The organism is Anoxybacillus mongoliensis (assembly GCF_014201515.1).
GTDB classification, from domain to species: domain Bacteria; phylum Bacillota; class Bacilli; order Bacillales; family Anoxybacillaceae; genus Anoxybacillus; species Anoxybacillus mongoliensis.
The window spans coordinates 1-14292 of the sequence record NZ_JACHEQ010000023.1 but is presented as its reverse complement, the minus strand read 5'-3'; the positions used below and the strand labels follow the sequence as shown (position 1 = coordinate 14292).

The following is a 14292-nucleotide window of genomic DNA, read 5'->3' as shown; positions in this document are numbered from 1 at the left end:
CACACCCGTTCCCATCCCGAACACGGAAGTTAAGCTCTCCAGCGCCGATGGTAGTTGGCGGGACACCGCCTGCGAGAGTAGGACGTTGCCGGGCATTATTACGTTTATTTTCTATTGCCGCGGGGTGGAGCACGAACGAATTCACCGCTGTGAGTTCACATCAGCGTACCGCTCGAGTCACTACTTGAATATACTAATTGAGAGCGGGACGGCCAGTTTTTTACGAGGGTTCTGTTCCATTCGATAAACCTTTTAGTTATTTCCTAATTGCCGCGGGGTGGAGCAGCCAGGTAGCTCGTCGGGCTCATAACCCGAAGGTCGCAGGTTCAAATCCTGCCCCCGCAACCAATGAAGCGAAACGATGTAAGTTTCGTATTTTTTTATGCCTTTTTTTGCGTTATGATTTATTTTCGTGTACACTTATATGTGTAGCATTTCCTTAGGAGAGCGATCCTAAGGTCTTTTTTGTATGTTGATTTTATTCAATTAGGGGAATGAACGATGAAAACATATGAATATGTATCACATCATCCTGAAGATACGTTGGCATTAGCGATGAAACTTGCTCGATATGTTCAGCCAAAAGACGTTATTACGTTAGAAGGTGATTTGGGGGCAGGAAAAACAACATTTACAAAAGGATTAGCAAAAGGTTTAGGAATTGACCGTAATGTGAACAGCCCAACTTTTACTATTATAAAGCATTATGAAGGGCGTTTACCTTTGTATCATATGGATGTATATCGTTTAGATGAAAGCGAAGAAGATTTAGGATTTGATGAATATTTTTTTGGTGATGGTGTAACAGTTGTCGAATGGGCACACTTAATTGAACCATATTTGCCATCTGAGCGCTTACATATTACGATTCACCATGCGGATGGAGAAAATCGAATCATTCGTTTTTCACCGATTGGTGAACGGTATAAACAGCTATGTAAGGAGATTTTTAGTGATGAAAGTGTTAGCCATTGATACATCCACCTTTGTTATGGGAATCGCTATCGTTGATGGACAAGTCGTTAAAGGCGAAATGATTACGAATTTGAAAAAAAATCATTCAATACGAGTAATGCCTGCGATTGAGGCGCTTCTTCAAGAATGTGAGGTAAGCCCACAAGATCTTGACCGTATTGTTGTTGCGAAAGGACCTGGATCATACACAGGTGTCCGCATTGGTGTGACGATTGCCAAAACGCTTGCTTGGACGTTGCGCATTCCACTTGTCGGTATATCGAGTTTAGAAGTGATGGCAGCAAATGCGAAGTATTTTGACGGGGTTATTGTTCCATTAATGGACGCTCGACGCGGACAAATTTATACAGGTCTTTACAAAGCTGAAGGAGGCAATATTCAATCCGTTGTAGCTGATCAAGTTATTTTAGCTACAGAGTGGGCAAATGAATTAAAATCGTACAATGAACCCATTTTATTAGTTGGAAATGATAGTGTGCTACACGAAGCAGTGTTTGTTGAAGCGCTAGGTCATTCTGTTCAAGTAGCTTCAGCGACCTTTCACAATCCGCGCCCAAGCGAACTCGCATGGTTAGGTATGAATCGTGAACCAGAAGATGTTCATACATTTGTCCCAAATTATATTCGTTTAGCAGAGGCCGAAGCGAATTGGCTTGCTCGTCAACAAGAAAGGGCGGAAGGTTAAGTGAATGTTTTTTTTCGTTTTATGACGCTTCAAGATCTTGATCGTATTATAGAAATTGAGCAATGTTCATTTACACTTCCGTGGAGCCGTTCTTCCTTTTATCAAGAATTGACAAACAATCCGTATGCTCGTTACATTGTGATGGAGTATGATGGACAAATTATCGGTTATTGTGGTATGTGGCTGGTCATGGATGAGGCACATATTACAAACATTGCGGTATTGTCGGAGTTTCGTGGCAAAAAGTTAGGAGAAGCATTGATGAAACAGGCGATGGAGTTGGCAAAAAAAGAAGGAGCGCAAACAATGACGTTAGAAGTGCGAGTATCGAACATCGTTGCACAATCATTGTATCGGAAACTCGGCTTTTTAAATGGAGGTATTCGTAAACGATACTATTCGGATAATCAAGAAGATGCATTAGTCATGTGGGTGAAATTATGAGTAAAAAGGATATATTTGTACTTGGAATTGAAACAAGTTGCGATGAAACAGCTGCAGCCATTGTGAAAAACGGACGTGAAATTGTAGCTAACGTTGTCGCTTCACAAATGGAAAGTCACCAGCGATTTGGAGGAGTTGTTCCTGAAATTGCCTCACGTCATCATGTTGAACAAATGACGCTCGTGTTAGAAGAAACGATGAGGCGAGCAAATATGGATGTGAGCAAGCTCGATGCCATTGCGGTGACAGAAGGTCCAGGATTAGTAGGTGCGCTATTAATCGGCGTGAATGCAGCGAAGGCATTAGCTTTTGCACATCGCATTCCTCTTGTTAATGTGCATCATATCGCAGGGCATATTTATGCGAATCAGCTTGTACAAGAAATGAAATTTCCACTTTTAGCCCTTGTTGTATCAGGAGGTCATACGGAACTGATTTACATGAAGGAGCATGGTGTATTTGAAGTGATTGGCGAGACGCGCGATGATGCGGCAGGGGAAGCGTATGACAAAGTTGCCCGAGCGTTACAACTACCTTATCCGGGAGGACCCCACATTGATCGCTTAGCGAAACATGGAAAACCAACTATTGATTTACCGCGCGCATGGCTTGAAGAAGGTTCATATGATTTTAGTTTTAGCGGATTAAAATCAGCGGTTATTAATGCGTTGCACAATGCAAAACAGCGTGGAGAGACGATTCGTCCTGAAGATATGGCGGCAAGTTTTCAGGCAAGTGTCATCGAAGTATTAGTAGAAAAGACGATACAAGCAGCTATACATTATCGAGTGAAACAAGTCTTGTTAGCTGGCGGTGTGGCAGCAAATGAAGGACTGCGTACGCAATTACAAAAACAAATGAAGCAGCTGCCGGAAGTCGAGTTAGTTATCCCGCCGTTGTCGCTTTGCACAGATAATGCTGCGATGATTGCGGCAGCGGGAACGGTATTATTTCAACAAGGAAAGCGCGCCACCATGGCGTTAAATGCAAACCCAAGTTTACTGTTATAGCAACAGGGTGCCCTAAAAGTAACCGGGCACCCTTTCTTATAATCGTATAAATTTCTTCGAAGAAAAACTGAACTTTTTTGTGGATTATTTTATCCACATATATGTGAATAATGTGGAAAACGTTGATTGTATGTTATTTTATCATAACGAGTTAACCACAATGATATATGTGGATTTTTTGATTTTCTTGTGGATAATGTGGAAAAGTAGGTGAATAACTTATATTTAGGTGTTTTTTCTGTGGATATATTTGTGTAAAAAATGAGCTAGTCCACAAATGGGGCTAGCTCATTATTATTGTTGTAAAAGTTCCCATTGTTCAAATAGTTCGTCGAATTTTTTCTTTAGTTCTTCGATCTTTGCTTGAGTATCCCGAGCTTTTTCATAGTCATTGTAACAGGAAGGATCATATAATTGTTGTTCATATGCAGCAATTTGTTGCTCCAGTTGCTCCATTTCCAGCTCTAGTTGTTCTAGTTTTCGTTTTCGCTGTCGTTCAAGCTTTTTTCGCTCTTTTTCTTCTTCGTATGAACGCTTTGGTGAAGATCGTTCTTCTGTTATCGTCTTTTCATTGAGTTGTCCAAGCTCAAGCAACTCTGCTTTTTTTGCCACATAATAATCGTAGTCTCCCAAATATTCCACAAGTCCATCTGTGGATAACTCATATATTTTGGTTGCGATTCTGTTAATAAAATAACGGTCATGAGAGACGAATATAATTGTCCCAGGATATTCAATGAGTGCTTGTTCTAGCACTTCTTTGCTATCTAAATCCAAATGGTTTGTCGGCTCGTCTAAAACTAATACGTTCGCTTTTTTCATCATTAGCTTAGCGAGAGCGAGCCGTGCTTTTTCCCCGCCGCTTAATGTCTGAACAGGCTTCAATACATCGTCACCAGAGAATAAAAAGTTTCCGAGAATGGTCCGAATTTCTTTCTCTGTTTTTAATCGATCTTCATCCCACAGCTCGTCGATGACGCGTTTATTAGATGTTAATTCCGCTTGTTCTTGATCATAATAACCGATTTGTACGTTTGTTCCGTAACGCAGCTCCCCTTGTTTTATAGGAAGTCGTTTGACGATCGTTTTTAGAAGAGTCGATTTTCCAATGCCGTTCGGTCCAATCAGTGCAATACTATCCCCGCGAGTGATGCGAAATGAAAGATTTTTTGCGATGATGTGATCGTAACCGATCGCTAAATTGTTGGCTGTTAGCACATCATTTCCGCTTGGCCGTTCGATTTCGAAACGAAATGATGCCGATTTCTCATCACCAAGCGGCTTTTCGATGATGTTCATTTTTTCTAGTTGCTTTCTACGGCTTTGTGCCCGCTTTGTTGTTGAGGCGCGAGCGATATTTCGTTGAATAAAATCTTTTAATTTTGTGATTTCCTCTTGTTGTTTTTCGTACAATTTCAGTTGTTGTTCAAATTGCTCCGCCCGTTGATGTAAGTAGCTTGTATAGTTTCCAACATATTTTTTTATTTTTGTGCGCGACAACTCGTATACTTGTGTGACGATTTGATCAAGAAAATAGCGATCGTGCGAGACGATGAGAATGGCTCCTGTATAGTTTTTTAAATACTGTTCAAGCCATTGTAATGTTTCCATATCTAAATGGTTCGTTGGTTCGTCTAAAATAAGTAAATTTGGCTTAGTCAGAAGTAGTTTTCCTAGCGCTAGTCTCGTCCGCTGTCCGCCGCTTAATGTTGATACTTTTGTTGTATAATCGTACTGGGAAAAGCGAAGGCCATGAAGAACAGAACGAATATCTGCTTCATATTGATAACCGCCTTTTTCCTTAAATTCCGTTTGTAAACGATCATATTGCTCTAATAGTCTTTCGTAGTCAGCATCATGCAAGCTCATTTGTTGTTCTAGTTCACGCAATTTCTTTTCCATTTGTTGAAGCGGGGCAAAAACATCGAGCATTTCGTCCCAAATGGAGCGATGAGCTTGCAAACCTGTATATTGATCTAAATAGCCGATTGTCACATGTTTCGGCTTTATAATTTCACCTGTATCGTATGACAATTGGCCAGCAATGATTTTTAATAATGTTGATTTTCCTGCGCCGTTTCTCCCAACTAGAGCAATGCGATCTTTTTCTTGTATTTCAAGTTTTATGTCTGATAAAACTTGTTCAGCTCCATATGATTTGGATAGTTGGTTTATTTGTAAAATGATCATCATTTCTCACCTCAATCTTCTTTTGATAGTGTAACGCACTTTCTTCATGTTCGGCAATACTAGTGTGTGAATAACAAATTTGACAAAAATAATAATAAAGGGTACAAAGGAAAGACAGAATGAAAAAAATAGTGTATAGTTTAAAAGTGGAGAGAACTTTTTCGATGTATAGGAGAGAAAAATGAAAGCGCTAACTATTTGTGAAAGGAAATGTGGGGGATTGACTCGTGAACAATGAACAACCAAAAATTCCGCAGGCGACCGCAAAGCGACTACCGTTGTATTATCGTTTTTTGAAAAACTTGCATGCATCAGGAAAGCAGCGTGTATCTTCAGCGGAGTTAAGTGAAGCTGTAAAAGTCGATTCAGCAACGATTCGCCGTGATTTTTCATACTTTGGTGCGCTTGGAAAAAAAGGATACGGATATAATGTGAATTATTTGCTGTCGTTTTTCCGTAAAACGTTAGATCAAGATGAAACGACAGAAGTCGCGTTATTTGGAGTCGGTAATTTAGGGACGGCATTTTTGAACTACAATTTTAGCAAAAACAATAATACGAAAATTGTGATGGCGTTCGATGTAGATCCAGATAAAGTCGGAACAGAAGTCGGAGGAGTTCCAGTTTATCATTTAGATGAATTGGAAGAAAAACTCGGTGGAATTACGGTAGCGATTTTAACTGTTCCTGCTCAGGTTGCTCAGCCGATTACTGACCGACTTGTTCAAAAAGGCATTAAAGGAATTTTAAACTTTACGCCTGCTCGTCTGCATGTGCCAGAACACATTCGTGTTCATCATATTGATTTAGCGGTCGAATTGCAGTCACTCGTTTACTTTTTAAAACATTACGGAAATGAGTAAACCTCCCGTTTATGAGCGGGAGGTTTTTTTCAATAAAGAACGAATTGCTGTGCCAAAATCAAATGTTGCAATTAGGATGAATAACATCGTCGTTACATCCCAAATACCATCATCGGCACTATCCACAGCAAAATAAGTAAATAAAATGCCCATGAGAAAATAAAACAACGGTTCAGATTTCATGAAAACAGCCTCCAAATCACGAATTGCATTTGTTCTGCTTCGCGCATCATTTTTTCAATTTCTTCGGCAAATAATGTTTGAATGGCAACGACAAAGGTGTTCATGAGCACATGGGCCACAATAGGTACGAGAATGCGTTTTGTTTTGACATATAAGAAGGCAAATACAAATCCCATTGTTGCGTAAAGAAGCAAATGTTCGAACTCTAAATGGACAACGGCAAATAAAAGTGAACTGACAAGGGCTGATAAAAGAAAGTTATATTTTTTATACAACGTTCCGAAAATAATTTTTCGAAAGATGATTTCTTCTAAAATCGGTCCGACGATCGAAGTGACAAGTATAAGTGCTGGTGTGAGTTTTACCATTTCAACGATGCGTCGTGTGTTTTCGGATCCCATTTCGACACCAAAGAGGTGTACTTCGATGTTTGCTGCAATGCCTTGGGCGAAAAGAGCGAGCAAAAACCCCCCAATTGCCCAAAAGATCGACGTTCCAATTGATGCTTGATGGCGATCATACGAATACTTCATATCTTCTTTCATGAAATAAAGAACGAAAAAAAGAGCAATCGAAAAACTAATAACAGCCCAATAACCAGAGGCGATCGAAAAAGCTACTTCTTTATTTGATGCGTTAATAAATCCGCTATGTGCGAGTAGAGGAACGCCAACTAAACTGGATAGTTGCATAGCAATGTATGTAATGATGACAAACCAATATTGCTTTTTCACATGTTCAACCCCTTTTTGCAAAATGAGTACTTTTTCATTTTACCATATTTTTTGTATGAATTTCGAAAGGAAAGACATAATGAAAAAGGGAAACATTTAGTGAAAAATTTTTAACTTCCTACTTGCAAAATTGAAAAAAGTTCATTAATATAATAAGTGTGTTAGCACTCAATAATAACGAGTGCTAATAACGGAACGAAAATCTAATTAAGGAGGTCGTTTGCCGTGTTGAAGCCACTAGGTGATCGCATTGTCATTGAATTAATCCAAACTGAAGAGAAAACAGCGAGCGGAATTGTTTTACCAGACACAGCGAAAGAAAAGCCACAAGAAGGGAAAGTTGTTGCAGTTGGATCAGGTCGCGTTCTCGATAATGGTGAGCGTGTAGCTCCAGAAGTGAGTGTTGGTGACCGCATCATCTTCTCAAAATATGCGGGTACAGAAGTGAAATATGATGGAAAAGAATATTTAATCTTACGTGAAAGCGACATTTTAGCTGTGATTGGTTAATCGTTCGCCTGATAACATATAAAGCATACAAAAATACTTAACAAAAATGATCATCAAGGGGGTAAGATGTATGGCAAAAGAAATTAAATTCAGCGAAGAAGCTCGTCGTGCGATGTTACGCGGTGTAGATAAATTAGCTGATGCAGTAAAAGTAACATTAGGTCCAAAAGGTCGTAACGTTGTATTAGAGAAAAAATTTGGTTCTCCATTAATTACAAATGACGGTGTAACAATCGCGAAAGAAATTGAATTAGAAGATCCGTTTGAAAATATGGGTGCGAAACTTGTTGCGGAAGTAGCAAGCAAAACAAACGATGTTGCTGGTGACGGTACAACAACAGCGACTGTATTAGCACAAGCGATGATTCGTGAAGGTTTGAAAAACGTAACAGCTGGTGCGAACCCAATGGGCATTCGCAAAGGTATTGAAAAAGCTGTTGCTGTTGCGGTAGAAGAATTAAAAGCGATCTCTAAACCAATTGAAGGCAAAGATTCTATCGCTCAAGTTGCAGCGATTTCTGCGGCTGACGAAGAAGTTGGTCAATTAATCGCAGAAGCAATGGAACGCGTTGGTAAAGATGGCGTCATTACATTAGAAGAGTCTAAAGGCTTCACAACAGAATTAGATGTTGTGGAAGGTATGCAATTTGACCGTGGTTATGTATCTCCATACATGATCACAGACTCTGATAAAATGGAAGCTGTATTAGAAAATCCATACATCTTAATTACAGATAAAAAAGTTTCAAGCATTCAAGAACTTCTTCCTGTATTAGAGCAAGTTGTTCAACAAGGCAAACCATTATTAATCATTGCTGAAGATGTAGAAGGCGAAGCGCTTGCAACATTAGTTGTGAACAAGCTCCGTGGTACATTCACAGCTGTTGCAGTAAAAGCGCCTGGATTCGGCGATCGTCGTAAAGCAATGCTTCAAGATATTGCGATTTTAACAGGTGGCGAAGTCATTACAGAAGAGTTGGGTCGCGAATTGAAATCAACAACAATTGCTTCACTTGGTCGTGCAGCGAAAGTTGTTGTAACAAAAGAACATACAACAATTGTTGGTGGCGCTGGTCGTGCAGAAGACATTCAAGCACGCATCAACCAAATCCGTGCTCAATTAGAGGAAACTACTTCTGAATTTGATCGTGAAAAATTACAAGAGCGCTTAGCGAAATTAGCTGGTGGTGTTGCGGTAATCAAAGTTGGTGCTGCAACAGAAACAGAATTGAAAGAGCGCAAATTGCGTATCGAAGACGCATTGAACGCAACACGTGCCGCAGTTGAAGAAGGTATCGTTGCCGGCGGTGGTACAGCGTTAATGAACGTGTACAGCAAAGTTGCAGCTATTGAAGCTGAAGGCGACGAAGCAACGGGTGTGAAAATTGTTCTTCGTGCGATTGAAGAGCCAGTTCGCCAAATCGCACAAAACGCAGGTTTAGAAGGTTCTGTCATCGTAGAACGCTTAAAAACAGAAAAACCTGGCATCGGCTTCAACGCAGCAACTGGCGAGTGGGTTGACATGATCGAAGCAGGTATCGTTGACCCAACAAAAGTAACTCGCTCTGCACTTCAAAACGCAGCATCTGTTGCCGCTATGTTCTTAACAACTGAAGCGGTAGTTGCTGACAAGCCAGAAGAAAACAAAAACACACCTGGCATGCCTGACATGGGCGGCATGATGTAATACTTTTTCGTGTGGGAGAAGTGGCGTTGGTCGCTTCTCCCGCATTTTTTATGTAAAGGACTTATCCCCTTATAAAAAGATAAGGGGATTTTTAATTTTTAGACATTTTAAAATTATGTGTGAATGTTAATATAGAAATATACAATGAAACGATGCGAAGGAGTATGATTATGTTAGAAGACGTTACATTTAGAATAGCGAGTATAGATGATTTACCGACAATCGTTAGCATTTACAACTCGACAATTCCAAGTCGATTAGTAACTGCTGATACAGAGCCCGTATCGGTAGACGATAGATTGGAATGGTTTAAGGAACACGACCCTAATCAAAGACCTTTATGGATGGTGGAATATGGAGATGAAGTTTGTGGTTGGGTAAGCCTTCAATCTTTTTACGGGAGACCAGCCTATCATGCGACTGCTGAGATAAGTATTTATCTTCATGAAAATTTTAGAGGAAAAGGATTAGGGAAAAGGATTTTAGCTAAAGTGATCGAGGAGTGTCCGAAGGTTGGTATTGATACTTTGCTCGGATTTATCTTTGCGCACAACGAGCCGAGCATGAAACTATTTTTGAGTGTAGGTTTTGAGAAGTGGGGATATTTGCCGGAAGTTGCTGAGTTAGACGGGATGAAAAGAGATTTAATTATTGTTGGAAAAAAGATTGATTCGTTTTAGCATTGAAAAACAAGGGCTACTCTTTTGTTTCACGAGTAGCCTTGTTTTCTAACTGACTTAAAAAACAAAGAACAGAGCCAACAGCTTGAATCCATGCCCCAATGATGCTAATCGTCTGCCCTTCCTCTTTACTTCCTCGTCCTTCACGTATGCCACCAATAGCTTGTAAGGCGTTGCCGATCGATTGAAGCAAATTTCCCACTGGGCTTAAAGATGACTGCTCACCTTCCCAATCATCCGCAAACGCAATGAGCCCCCCTAATGATTGTAACCAATTTCCTGTGATCTCCTGTTGACTTCCATCTTTGTTTAATAGTCCAGCAACAACGGTTACGTTACCGATAGCTTGAATTTGATTTCCGTATATACCTAGTGTATCAGGGATCTCGGCATCTGCCTCTAGGGCGTTTCCTGTCGCTTGCAATACGTTTCCCCATAAATCAAGGGCGAACTGTTTCTTATCGCTTAAAAAAGGAATGCTTCCAATGGCTGAAGTGACAGTACCTACAGCTTGAGTAAATGAACCGAGCAGTGCTTTCGATTGACTCATGTGCATTCTCCTACAATTTTTGCTCATATATCATATGCAAGCTACCTATCATTGTTAATTGTTAGAAAATTTAATAAAAAGGATGGCATCTTGACCGATGAGGAAGAGAGTTGGTAGAATGGACTAAAATTTAAGATGCGCACCTTCGTATATCCTCGATAATATGGTTCGAGAGTCTCTACCGGGACACCGTAAATGACCCGACTACGAAGGCAGTGTTCTATATTGCTAGAATTCTGCCTTCGTTTTTTTATGTGGGGGTATGAATGCTAGCTTTTTTATTATATGTAGATGGGGTGATTTCGTTTGAGTCAACAGGAAATGATCGTCGTTTTAGATTTTGGCAGCCAGTACAATCAGTTAATTACGCGCCGTATTCGTGAATTCGGTGTGTACAGCGAGCTACATCCACATACGATTACAGCAGAGCAAATTCAACAAATGAATGTAAAAGGGATTGTTTTTTCGGGTGGTCCAAATAGTGTATATGACGAACAAGCCTTGACGTGCGACCCGGCCATTTTTGAGTTAGGAATTCCGATTTTAGGTATTTGTTACGGCATGCAGTTGATGACGCATCATTTAGGGGGAAAAGTGGAAAAAGCGACCCATCGGGAATATGGAAAAGCAACGATTGCGGTGCAACGCGTCTCTCGATTGTTTAGCGACTTACCGACAGAGCAAATTGTTTGGATGAGTCATGGGGATTTAGTGGCAAAAACACCGGAAGGGTTCACTGTTGATGCAACGAGCCCATCTTGCCCAATTGCCGCGATGAGCGATGAAACGAGAAAGTTTTATGCCGTTCAGTTCCACCCAGAAGTGCGTCACTCAGTGTATGGAAATGAGTTATTAAAACGATTCGTGTTTAACATTTGTGAGTGTAAAGGCGACTGGACAATGGGAAGCTTTATTGATCACGAAGTTCGTAAAATTCGTGAGCTTGTCGGTGATAAAAAAGTGCTTTGCGCTCTAAGTGGCGGTGTCGATTCGTCGGTAGCGGCTGTTCTCGTTCATCGTGCTATTGGTGATCAGTTAACGTGCATTTTTGTTGATCACGGATTGCTTCGTAAAGGGGAAGCGGAAAGCGTCATGAAAACGTTCCGCGAAGGTTTCCATATGAATGTCATTAAAGTGGACGCAAAAGAACGATTTTTAAATAAATTAAAAGGTGTAAGCGATCCGGAGCAAAAACGAAAAATTATTGGAAATGAGTTCATTTACGTTTTTGACGATGAAGCAGCAAAGCTTGATGGCATTGAATTTTTAGTACAAGGTACGCTTTATACTGACATTATTGAAAGTGGTACAGCGACGGCTCAAACGATTAAATCGCATCATAACGTTGGTGGTTTACCAGAGGATATGAAATTTAAATTAATCGAACCGCTAAATACACTTTTCAAAGATGAAGTGCGCGCACTCGGCACAGAGTTAGGTATCCCAGACGAGATCGTGTGGCGCCAGCCGTTTCCAGGGCCAGGACTTGGCATTCGTGTATTAGGTGAAGTGACAGAAGAAAAGCTAGAAATTGTTCGGGAGTCGGATGCGATTTTACGAGAAGAAATTAAAAAAGCCGGTCTCGACCGTGATATTTGGCAATACTTCACTGTACTCCCTGACATTCGTAGCGTCGGGGTGATGGGAGATGCTCGTACGTATGATTACACGGTTGGTATTCGTGCAGTTACTTCAATTGATGGAATGACAGCGGACTGGGCACGTATTCCGTGGGATGTGTTAGAAGCTATTTCAACACGCATCGTAAACGAAGTGCCTCATGTTAATCGTGTTGTTTACGACATTACAAGTAAGCCACCGGCAACGATTGAATGGGAATAAAAAACGAACGAAAAAGTAAAATATATAAAAAATGTTCGTTTTTTATATTGACTGTGCTCTTTTTGGTTGATAGAATGTATGTGTAAAGTAAATAGAGGGTACATCGTATAATCTCGAGAATATGGCTCGGGAGTCTCTACCAAGCTACCGTAAATAGCTTGACTACGATGTGTAATGTGGGGGAGAGGAATCTGCTTGGTTCCTCTCTATGTTCTGTGCATTATGCATCATAGTCAACGCTTCTGGTAGTTTGCTAGAAGCGTTTTTCTTTTTATTACAACATATGGAGGGACTTGAAGTGATTAAGAAGTATTTCCAATTTGATGAGCTCGGCACGAATTATAAGAGAGAGATCATCGCAGGCTTAACAACATTTTTATCGATGGCTTATATTTTATTTGTTAATCCGTTCACACTTTCTTTAGGGGCTGTGAGCGATTTTCCAAATGAGTTACGTATTGATCAAGGGGCTGTGTTTGTTGCTACAGCGCTGGCCGCCGCTTATGGATCGATTTTAATGGGGATTTTGGCGAAGTATCCGATTGCATTAGCACCCGGAATGGGATTGAATGCGTTTTTCGCTTTTACGGTTGTGCTTCATATGCAAATTCCTTGGCAAACTGCGTTGGCAGGTGTGTTTGTATCAGGTATTCTCTTCACAATTTTAACTTTAACAGGCGTTCGTGAAAAAATTATCGATGCCATTCCAATTGAGTTAAAGTATGCTGTCGGTGCTGGTATCGGTTTGTTTATTACTTTTATTGGCTTTCAAAATGCTAAAATCATTGTTGATAATCCAGCGACGTTAGTAGGATTAGGAGACTTTAAAGATGGAAATACGTTGTTGGCCATTTTCGGTCTAATTGTCACAATAGCGCTTATGGTGAGAAAAGTTCCAGGTGGAGTCTTCTATGGAATGGTTGTTACAGCTGTTGTGGGGATGATGTTTGGCTTAATAGAAGTTCCAGATAAAATTATAGGTGCGGTACCTGATATTTCTCCTACATTCGGTGTAGCATTCGAGCATTTAGACGAAATTTTTACGCTAAAGATGATTGGGGTAGTTTTAACATTTTTCATCGTTGATTTCTTTGATGCAACTGGAACGTTACTTGCGGTTGCCAACCAAGCTGGGTTGTTGAAGGACAATAAACTTCCGCGTGCCGGAAAGGCTTTGCTTGTTGATGCAACAGCTGTTATGGTAGGTGCTGTGTTAGGAACATCTACAACAACTTCTTACATCGAATCTTCTGCTGGGGTTGCAGCGGGTGGACGCTCAGGTTTTTCGGCTGTTGTAACGGGGATTTTATTTTTACTTGCTTTATTTTTCTCGCCTTTATTGAGCGTCATCACTGCACCGGTTACAGCACCAGCACTTATTATTGTAGGGGTATTGATGGCTTCATCGGTGGGGGAAATCGATTGGAAAAAATTCGAGGTAGCCGTTCCTGCGTTCTTTACTTTAATTACAATGCCTCTCTCTTATAGCATTGCAACAGGTATTGCAGTTGGCTTTTTATTCTATCCGATTACAATGATTTTAAAAGGTCGTGGACGCGAAGTTCACCCGATCTTATACATCTTATTTTTTGTTTTTCTTGCGTATTTCCTGTTCTTAAGAGAATAGTGGACTAAGCCCATTCAATCAATGAATGGGCTCTTTGTTTTTTTGAGGACATATAAAGCTAAAAAATGAATAAAAAACAGTTGACGAGGTATGTTGTTTTTGATAATATACTTATTGCTGATTGAAACAAGCAACTTATGAAAAAAGAAAAAGTAAAAAAGTATTGACAAGAAAAAAACGTAAATGTTATATTAAAAAGGTCGCTTCAAAGGCGACAAGATGTTCCTTGAAAACTGAACGAAGCGAAAAGCGTTAAAGAAGCTAGAGATATGAACTTTCTATGGAGAGTTTGATCCTGGCTCAGGACGAACG

General features: G+C 40.3%; 14 protein-coding genes, 1 tRNA gene, 1 rRNA gene and 2 riboswitches. Of the genes, 12 read left to right on the top strand and 4 right to left on the bottom strand.

Translation table 11 applies throughout. The features are described from left to right. From rrf to tsaD, 6 genes are all read left to right on the top strand, one after another. Positions 1-94 (top strand): 5S ribosomal RNA (gene rrf, locus HNR43_RS13795); the annotation flags it as partial. A gap of 177 nt (positions 95-271) precedes the next feature. Then, positions 272-348: transfer RNA gene (locus tag HNR43_RS13790), tRNA-Met, on the top strand. A 153-nt stretch (positions 349-501) separates the two neighbouring features. Continuing rightward, positions 502-975 carry a tRNA (adenosine(37)-N6)-threonylcarbamoyltransferase complex ATPase subunit type 1 TsaE gene (gene tsaE / locus HNR43_RS13785; RefSeq protein WP_183244668.1) on the top strand — a complete coding sequence of 158 codons (474 nt, stop codon included), beginning with the start codon at positions 502-504 and terminating at the stop codon, positions 973-975. Beyond that, complete coding sequence (tsaB, locus tag HNR43_RS13780) at positions 956-1660, top strand: tRNA (adenosine(37)-N6)-threonylcarbamoyltransferase complex dimerization subunit type 1 TsaB (protein ID WP_183244676.1); 705 nt, start codon at positions 956-958, stop codon at positions 1658-1660. The genes tsaE and tsaB overlap by 20 nt, the downstream gene beginning before the upstream one ends. Beyond that, positions 1661-2104, top strand: coding sequence for a ribosomal protein S18-alanine N-acetyltransferase (gene rimI / locus HNR43_RS13775; protein WP_343055816.1), 444 nt, complete (start codon positions 1661-1663; stop codon positions 2102-2104). Further along, on the top strand, positions 2101-3114 hold the full coding sequence (gene tsaD, locus HNR43_RS13770) for a tRNA (adenosine(37)-N6)-threonylcarbamoyltransferase complex transferase subunit TsaD (RefSeq protein WP_183244666.1): 1014 nt from the start codon (positions 2101-2103) through the stop codon (positions 3112-3114). Before rimI ends, tsaD begins: the two co-directional genes overlap by 4 nt. Before the next feature lie 294 nt (positions 3115-3408). Here the strand turns inward: tsaD and abc-f are convergent, their stop codons facing one another. After that, entirely contained in the window at positions 3409-5304 is a 1896-nt protein-coding gene (gene abc-f, locus HNR43_RS13765) for a ribosomal protection-like ABC-F family protein (RefSeq protein WP_183244664.1), read from the bottom strand. Between the two features lie 227 nt (positions 5305-5531). Between abc-f and HNR43_RS13760 the strand changes: the two genes are divergently transcribed. Continuing rightward, on the top strand, positions 5532-6167 hold the full coding sequence (locus HNR43_RS13760) for a redox-sensing transcriptional repressor Rex (protein ID WP_009362635.1): 636 nt from the start codon (positions 5532-5534) through the stop codon (positions 6165-6167). 9 nt (positions 6168-6176) lie between these two features. On the opposite strand, the gene HNR43_RS13755 is transcribed toward HNR43_RS13760, so the two are convergent. Both HNR43_RS13755 and HNR43_RS13750 read right to left on the bottom strand, forming a co-directional pair. Beyond that, positions 6177-6350: a YdiK family protein gene (locus tag HNR43_RS13755; protein ID WP_032099476.1), complete on the bottom strand. Its 174-nt coding sequence runs from the start codon at positions 6348-6350 to the stop codon at positions 6177-6179. Further along, on the bottom strand, positions 6347-7084 hold the full coding sequence (locus HNR43_RS13750) for a CPBP family glutamic-type intramembrane protease (protein WP_183244662.1): 738 nt from the start codon (positions 7082-7084) through the stop codon (positions 6347-6349). The genes HNR43_RS13755 and HNR43_RS13750 overlap by 4 nt, the downstream gene beginning before the upstream one ends. Positions 7085-7309: 225 nt before the next feature. Here HNR43_RS13750 and groES point away from each other — a divergent pair, with 225 nt between their 5' ends. The 3 genes from groES to HNR43_RS13735 all read left to right on the top strand — a co-directional run bounded on the left by groES (position 7310) and on the right by HNR43_RS13735 (position 9961). After that, positions 7310-7594, top strand: a complete 285-nt coding sequence (groES, locus tag HNR43_RS13745) for a co-chaperone GroES (protein ID WP_004888755.1) — start codon at positions 7310-7312, stop codon at positions 7592-7594. 70 nt (positions 7595-7664) lie between these two features. Further along, positions 7665-9281: a chaperonin GroEL gene (gene groL, locus HNR43_RS13740; RefSeq protein WP_006323915.1), complete on the top strand. Its 1617-nt coding sequence runs from the start codon at positions 7665-7667 to the stop codon at positions 9279-9281. Between the two features lie 170 nt (positions 9282-9451). After that, positions 9452-9961 (top strand): GNAT family N-acetyltransferase, encoded by a 510-nt coding sequence (locus HNR43_RS13735; protein WP_183244660.1) that lies wholly within the window; start codon positions 9452-9454, stop codon positions 9959-9961. A 16-nt stretch (positions 9962-9977) separates the two neighbouring features. Here HNR43_RS13735 and HNR43_RS13730 read toward each other — a convergent pair whose 3' ends face one another. After that, the gene (locus HNR43_RS13730) at positions 9978-10511 is read right to left on the bottom strand and encodes a DUF6944 family repetitive protein (RefSeq protein WP_183244658.1); all 534 of its coding nucleotides are present in this window, start codon (positions 10509-10511) and stop codon (positions 9978-9980) included. A 125-nt stretch (positions 10512-10636) separates the two neighbouring features. Continuing rightward, a riboswitch (purine riboswitch) is annotated at positions 10637-10738 on the top strand. Positions 10739-10832: 94 nt separating this feature from the next. Here HNR43_RS13730 and guaA point away from each other — a divergent pair. Together guaA and HNR43_RS13720 are read left to right on the top strand one after the other, a co-directional pair. Further along, complete coding sequence (gene guaA / locus HNR43_RS13725; RefSeq protein ID WP_183244672.1) at positions 10833-12353, top strand: glutamine-hydrolyzing GMP synthase; 1521 nt, start codon at positions 10833-10835, stop codon at positions 12351-12353. An 83-nt stretch (positions 12354-12436) separates the two neighbouring features. After that, a riboswitch (purine riboswitch) is annotated at positions 12437-12538 on the top strand. Positions 12539-12654: 116 nt separating this feature from the next. After that, positions 12655-13980, top strand: a complete 1326-nt coding sequence (locus tag HNR43_RS13720) for a solute carrier family 23 protein (RefSeq protein WP_183244670.1) — start codon at positions 12655-12657, stop codon at positions 13978-13980. The last annotated feature ends 312 nt before the right edge of the window (positions 13981-14292 follow it).

Excerpts from the sequence above, each read along its gene's own strand:
- HNR43_RS13755 (WP_032099476.1), bottom strand. The coding sequence starts at position 6,350 with ATGAAATCTGAACCGTTGTTTTATTTTCTCATGGGCATTTTATTTACT.
- tsaB (WP_183244676.1), top strand. The coding sequence starts at position 956 with ATGAAAGTGTTAGCCATTGATACATCCACCTTTGTTATGGGAATCGCT.
- HNR43_RS13735 (WP_183244660.1), top strand. The coding sequence starts at position 9,452 with ATGTTAGAAGACGTTACATTTAGAATAGCGAGTATAGATGATTTACCG.
- guaA (WP_183244672.1), top strand. The coding sequence starts at position 10,833 with ATGATCGTCGTTTTAGATTTTGGCAGCCAGTACAATCAGTTAATTACG.
- HNR43_RS13730 (WP_183244658.1), bottom strand. The coding sequence starts at position 10,511 with ATGAGTCAATCGAAAGCACTGCTCGGTTCATTTACTCAAGCTGTAGGT.
- abc-f (WP_183244664.1), bottom strand. The coding sequence starts at position 5,304 with ATGATCATTTTACAAATAAACCAACTATCCAAATCATATGGAGCTGAA.
- tsaD (WP_183244666.1), top strand. The coding sequence starts at position 2,101 with ATGAGTAAAAAGGATATATTTGTACTTGGAATTGAAACAAGTTGCGAT.
- groL (WP_006323915.1), top strand. The coding sequence starts at position 7,665 with ATGGCAAAAGAAATTAAATTCAGCGAAGAAGCTCGTCGTGCGATGTTA.
- tsaE (WP_183244668.1), top strand. The coding sequence starts at position 502 with ATGAAAACATATGAATATGTATCACATCATCCTGAAGATACGTTGGCA.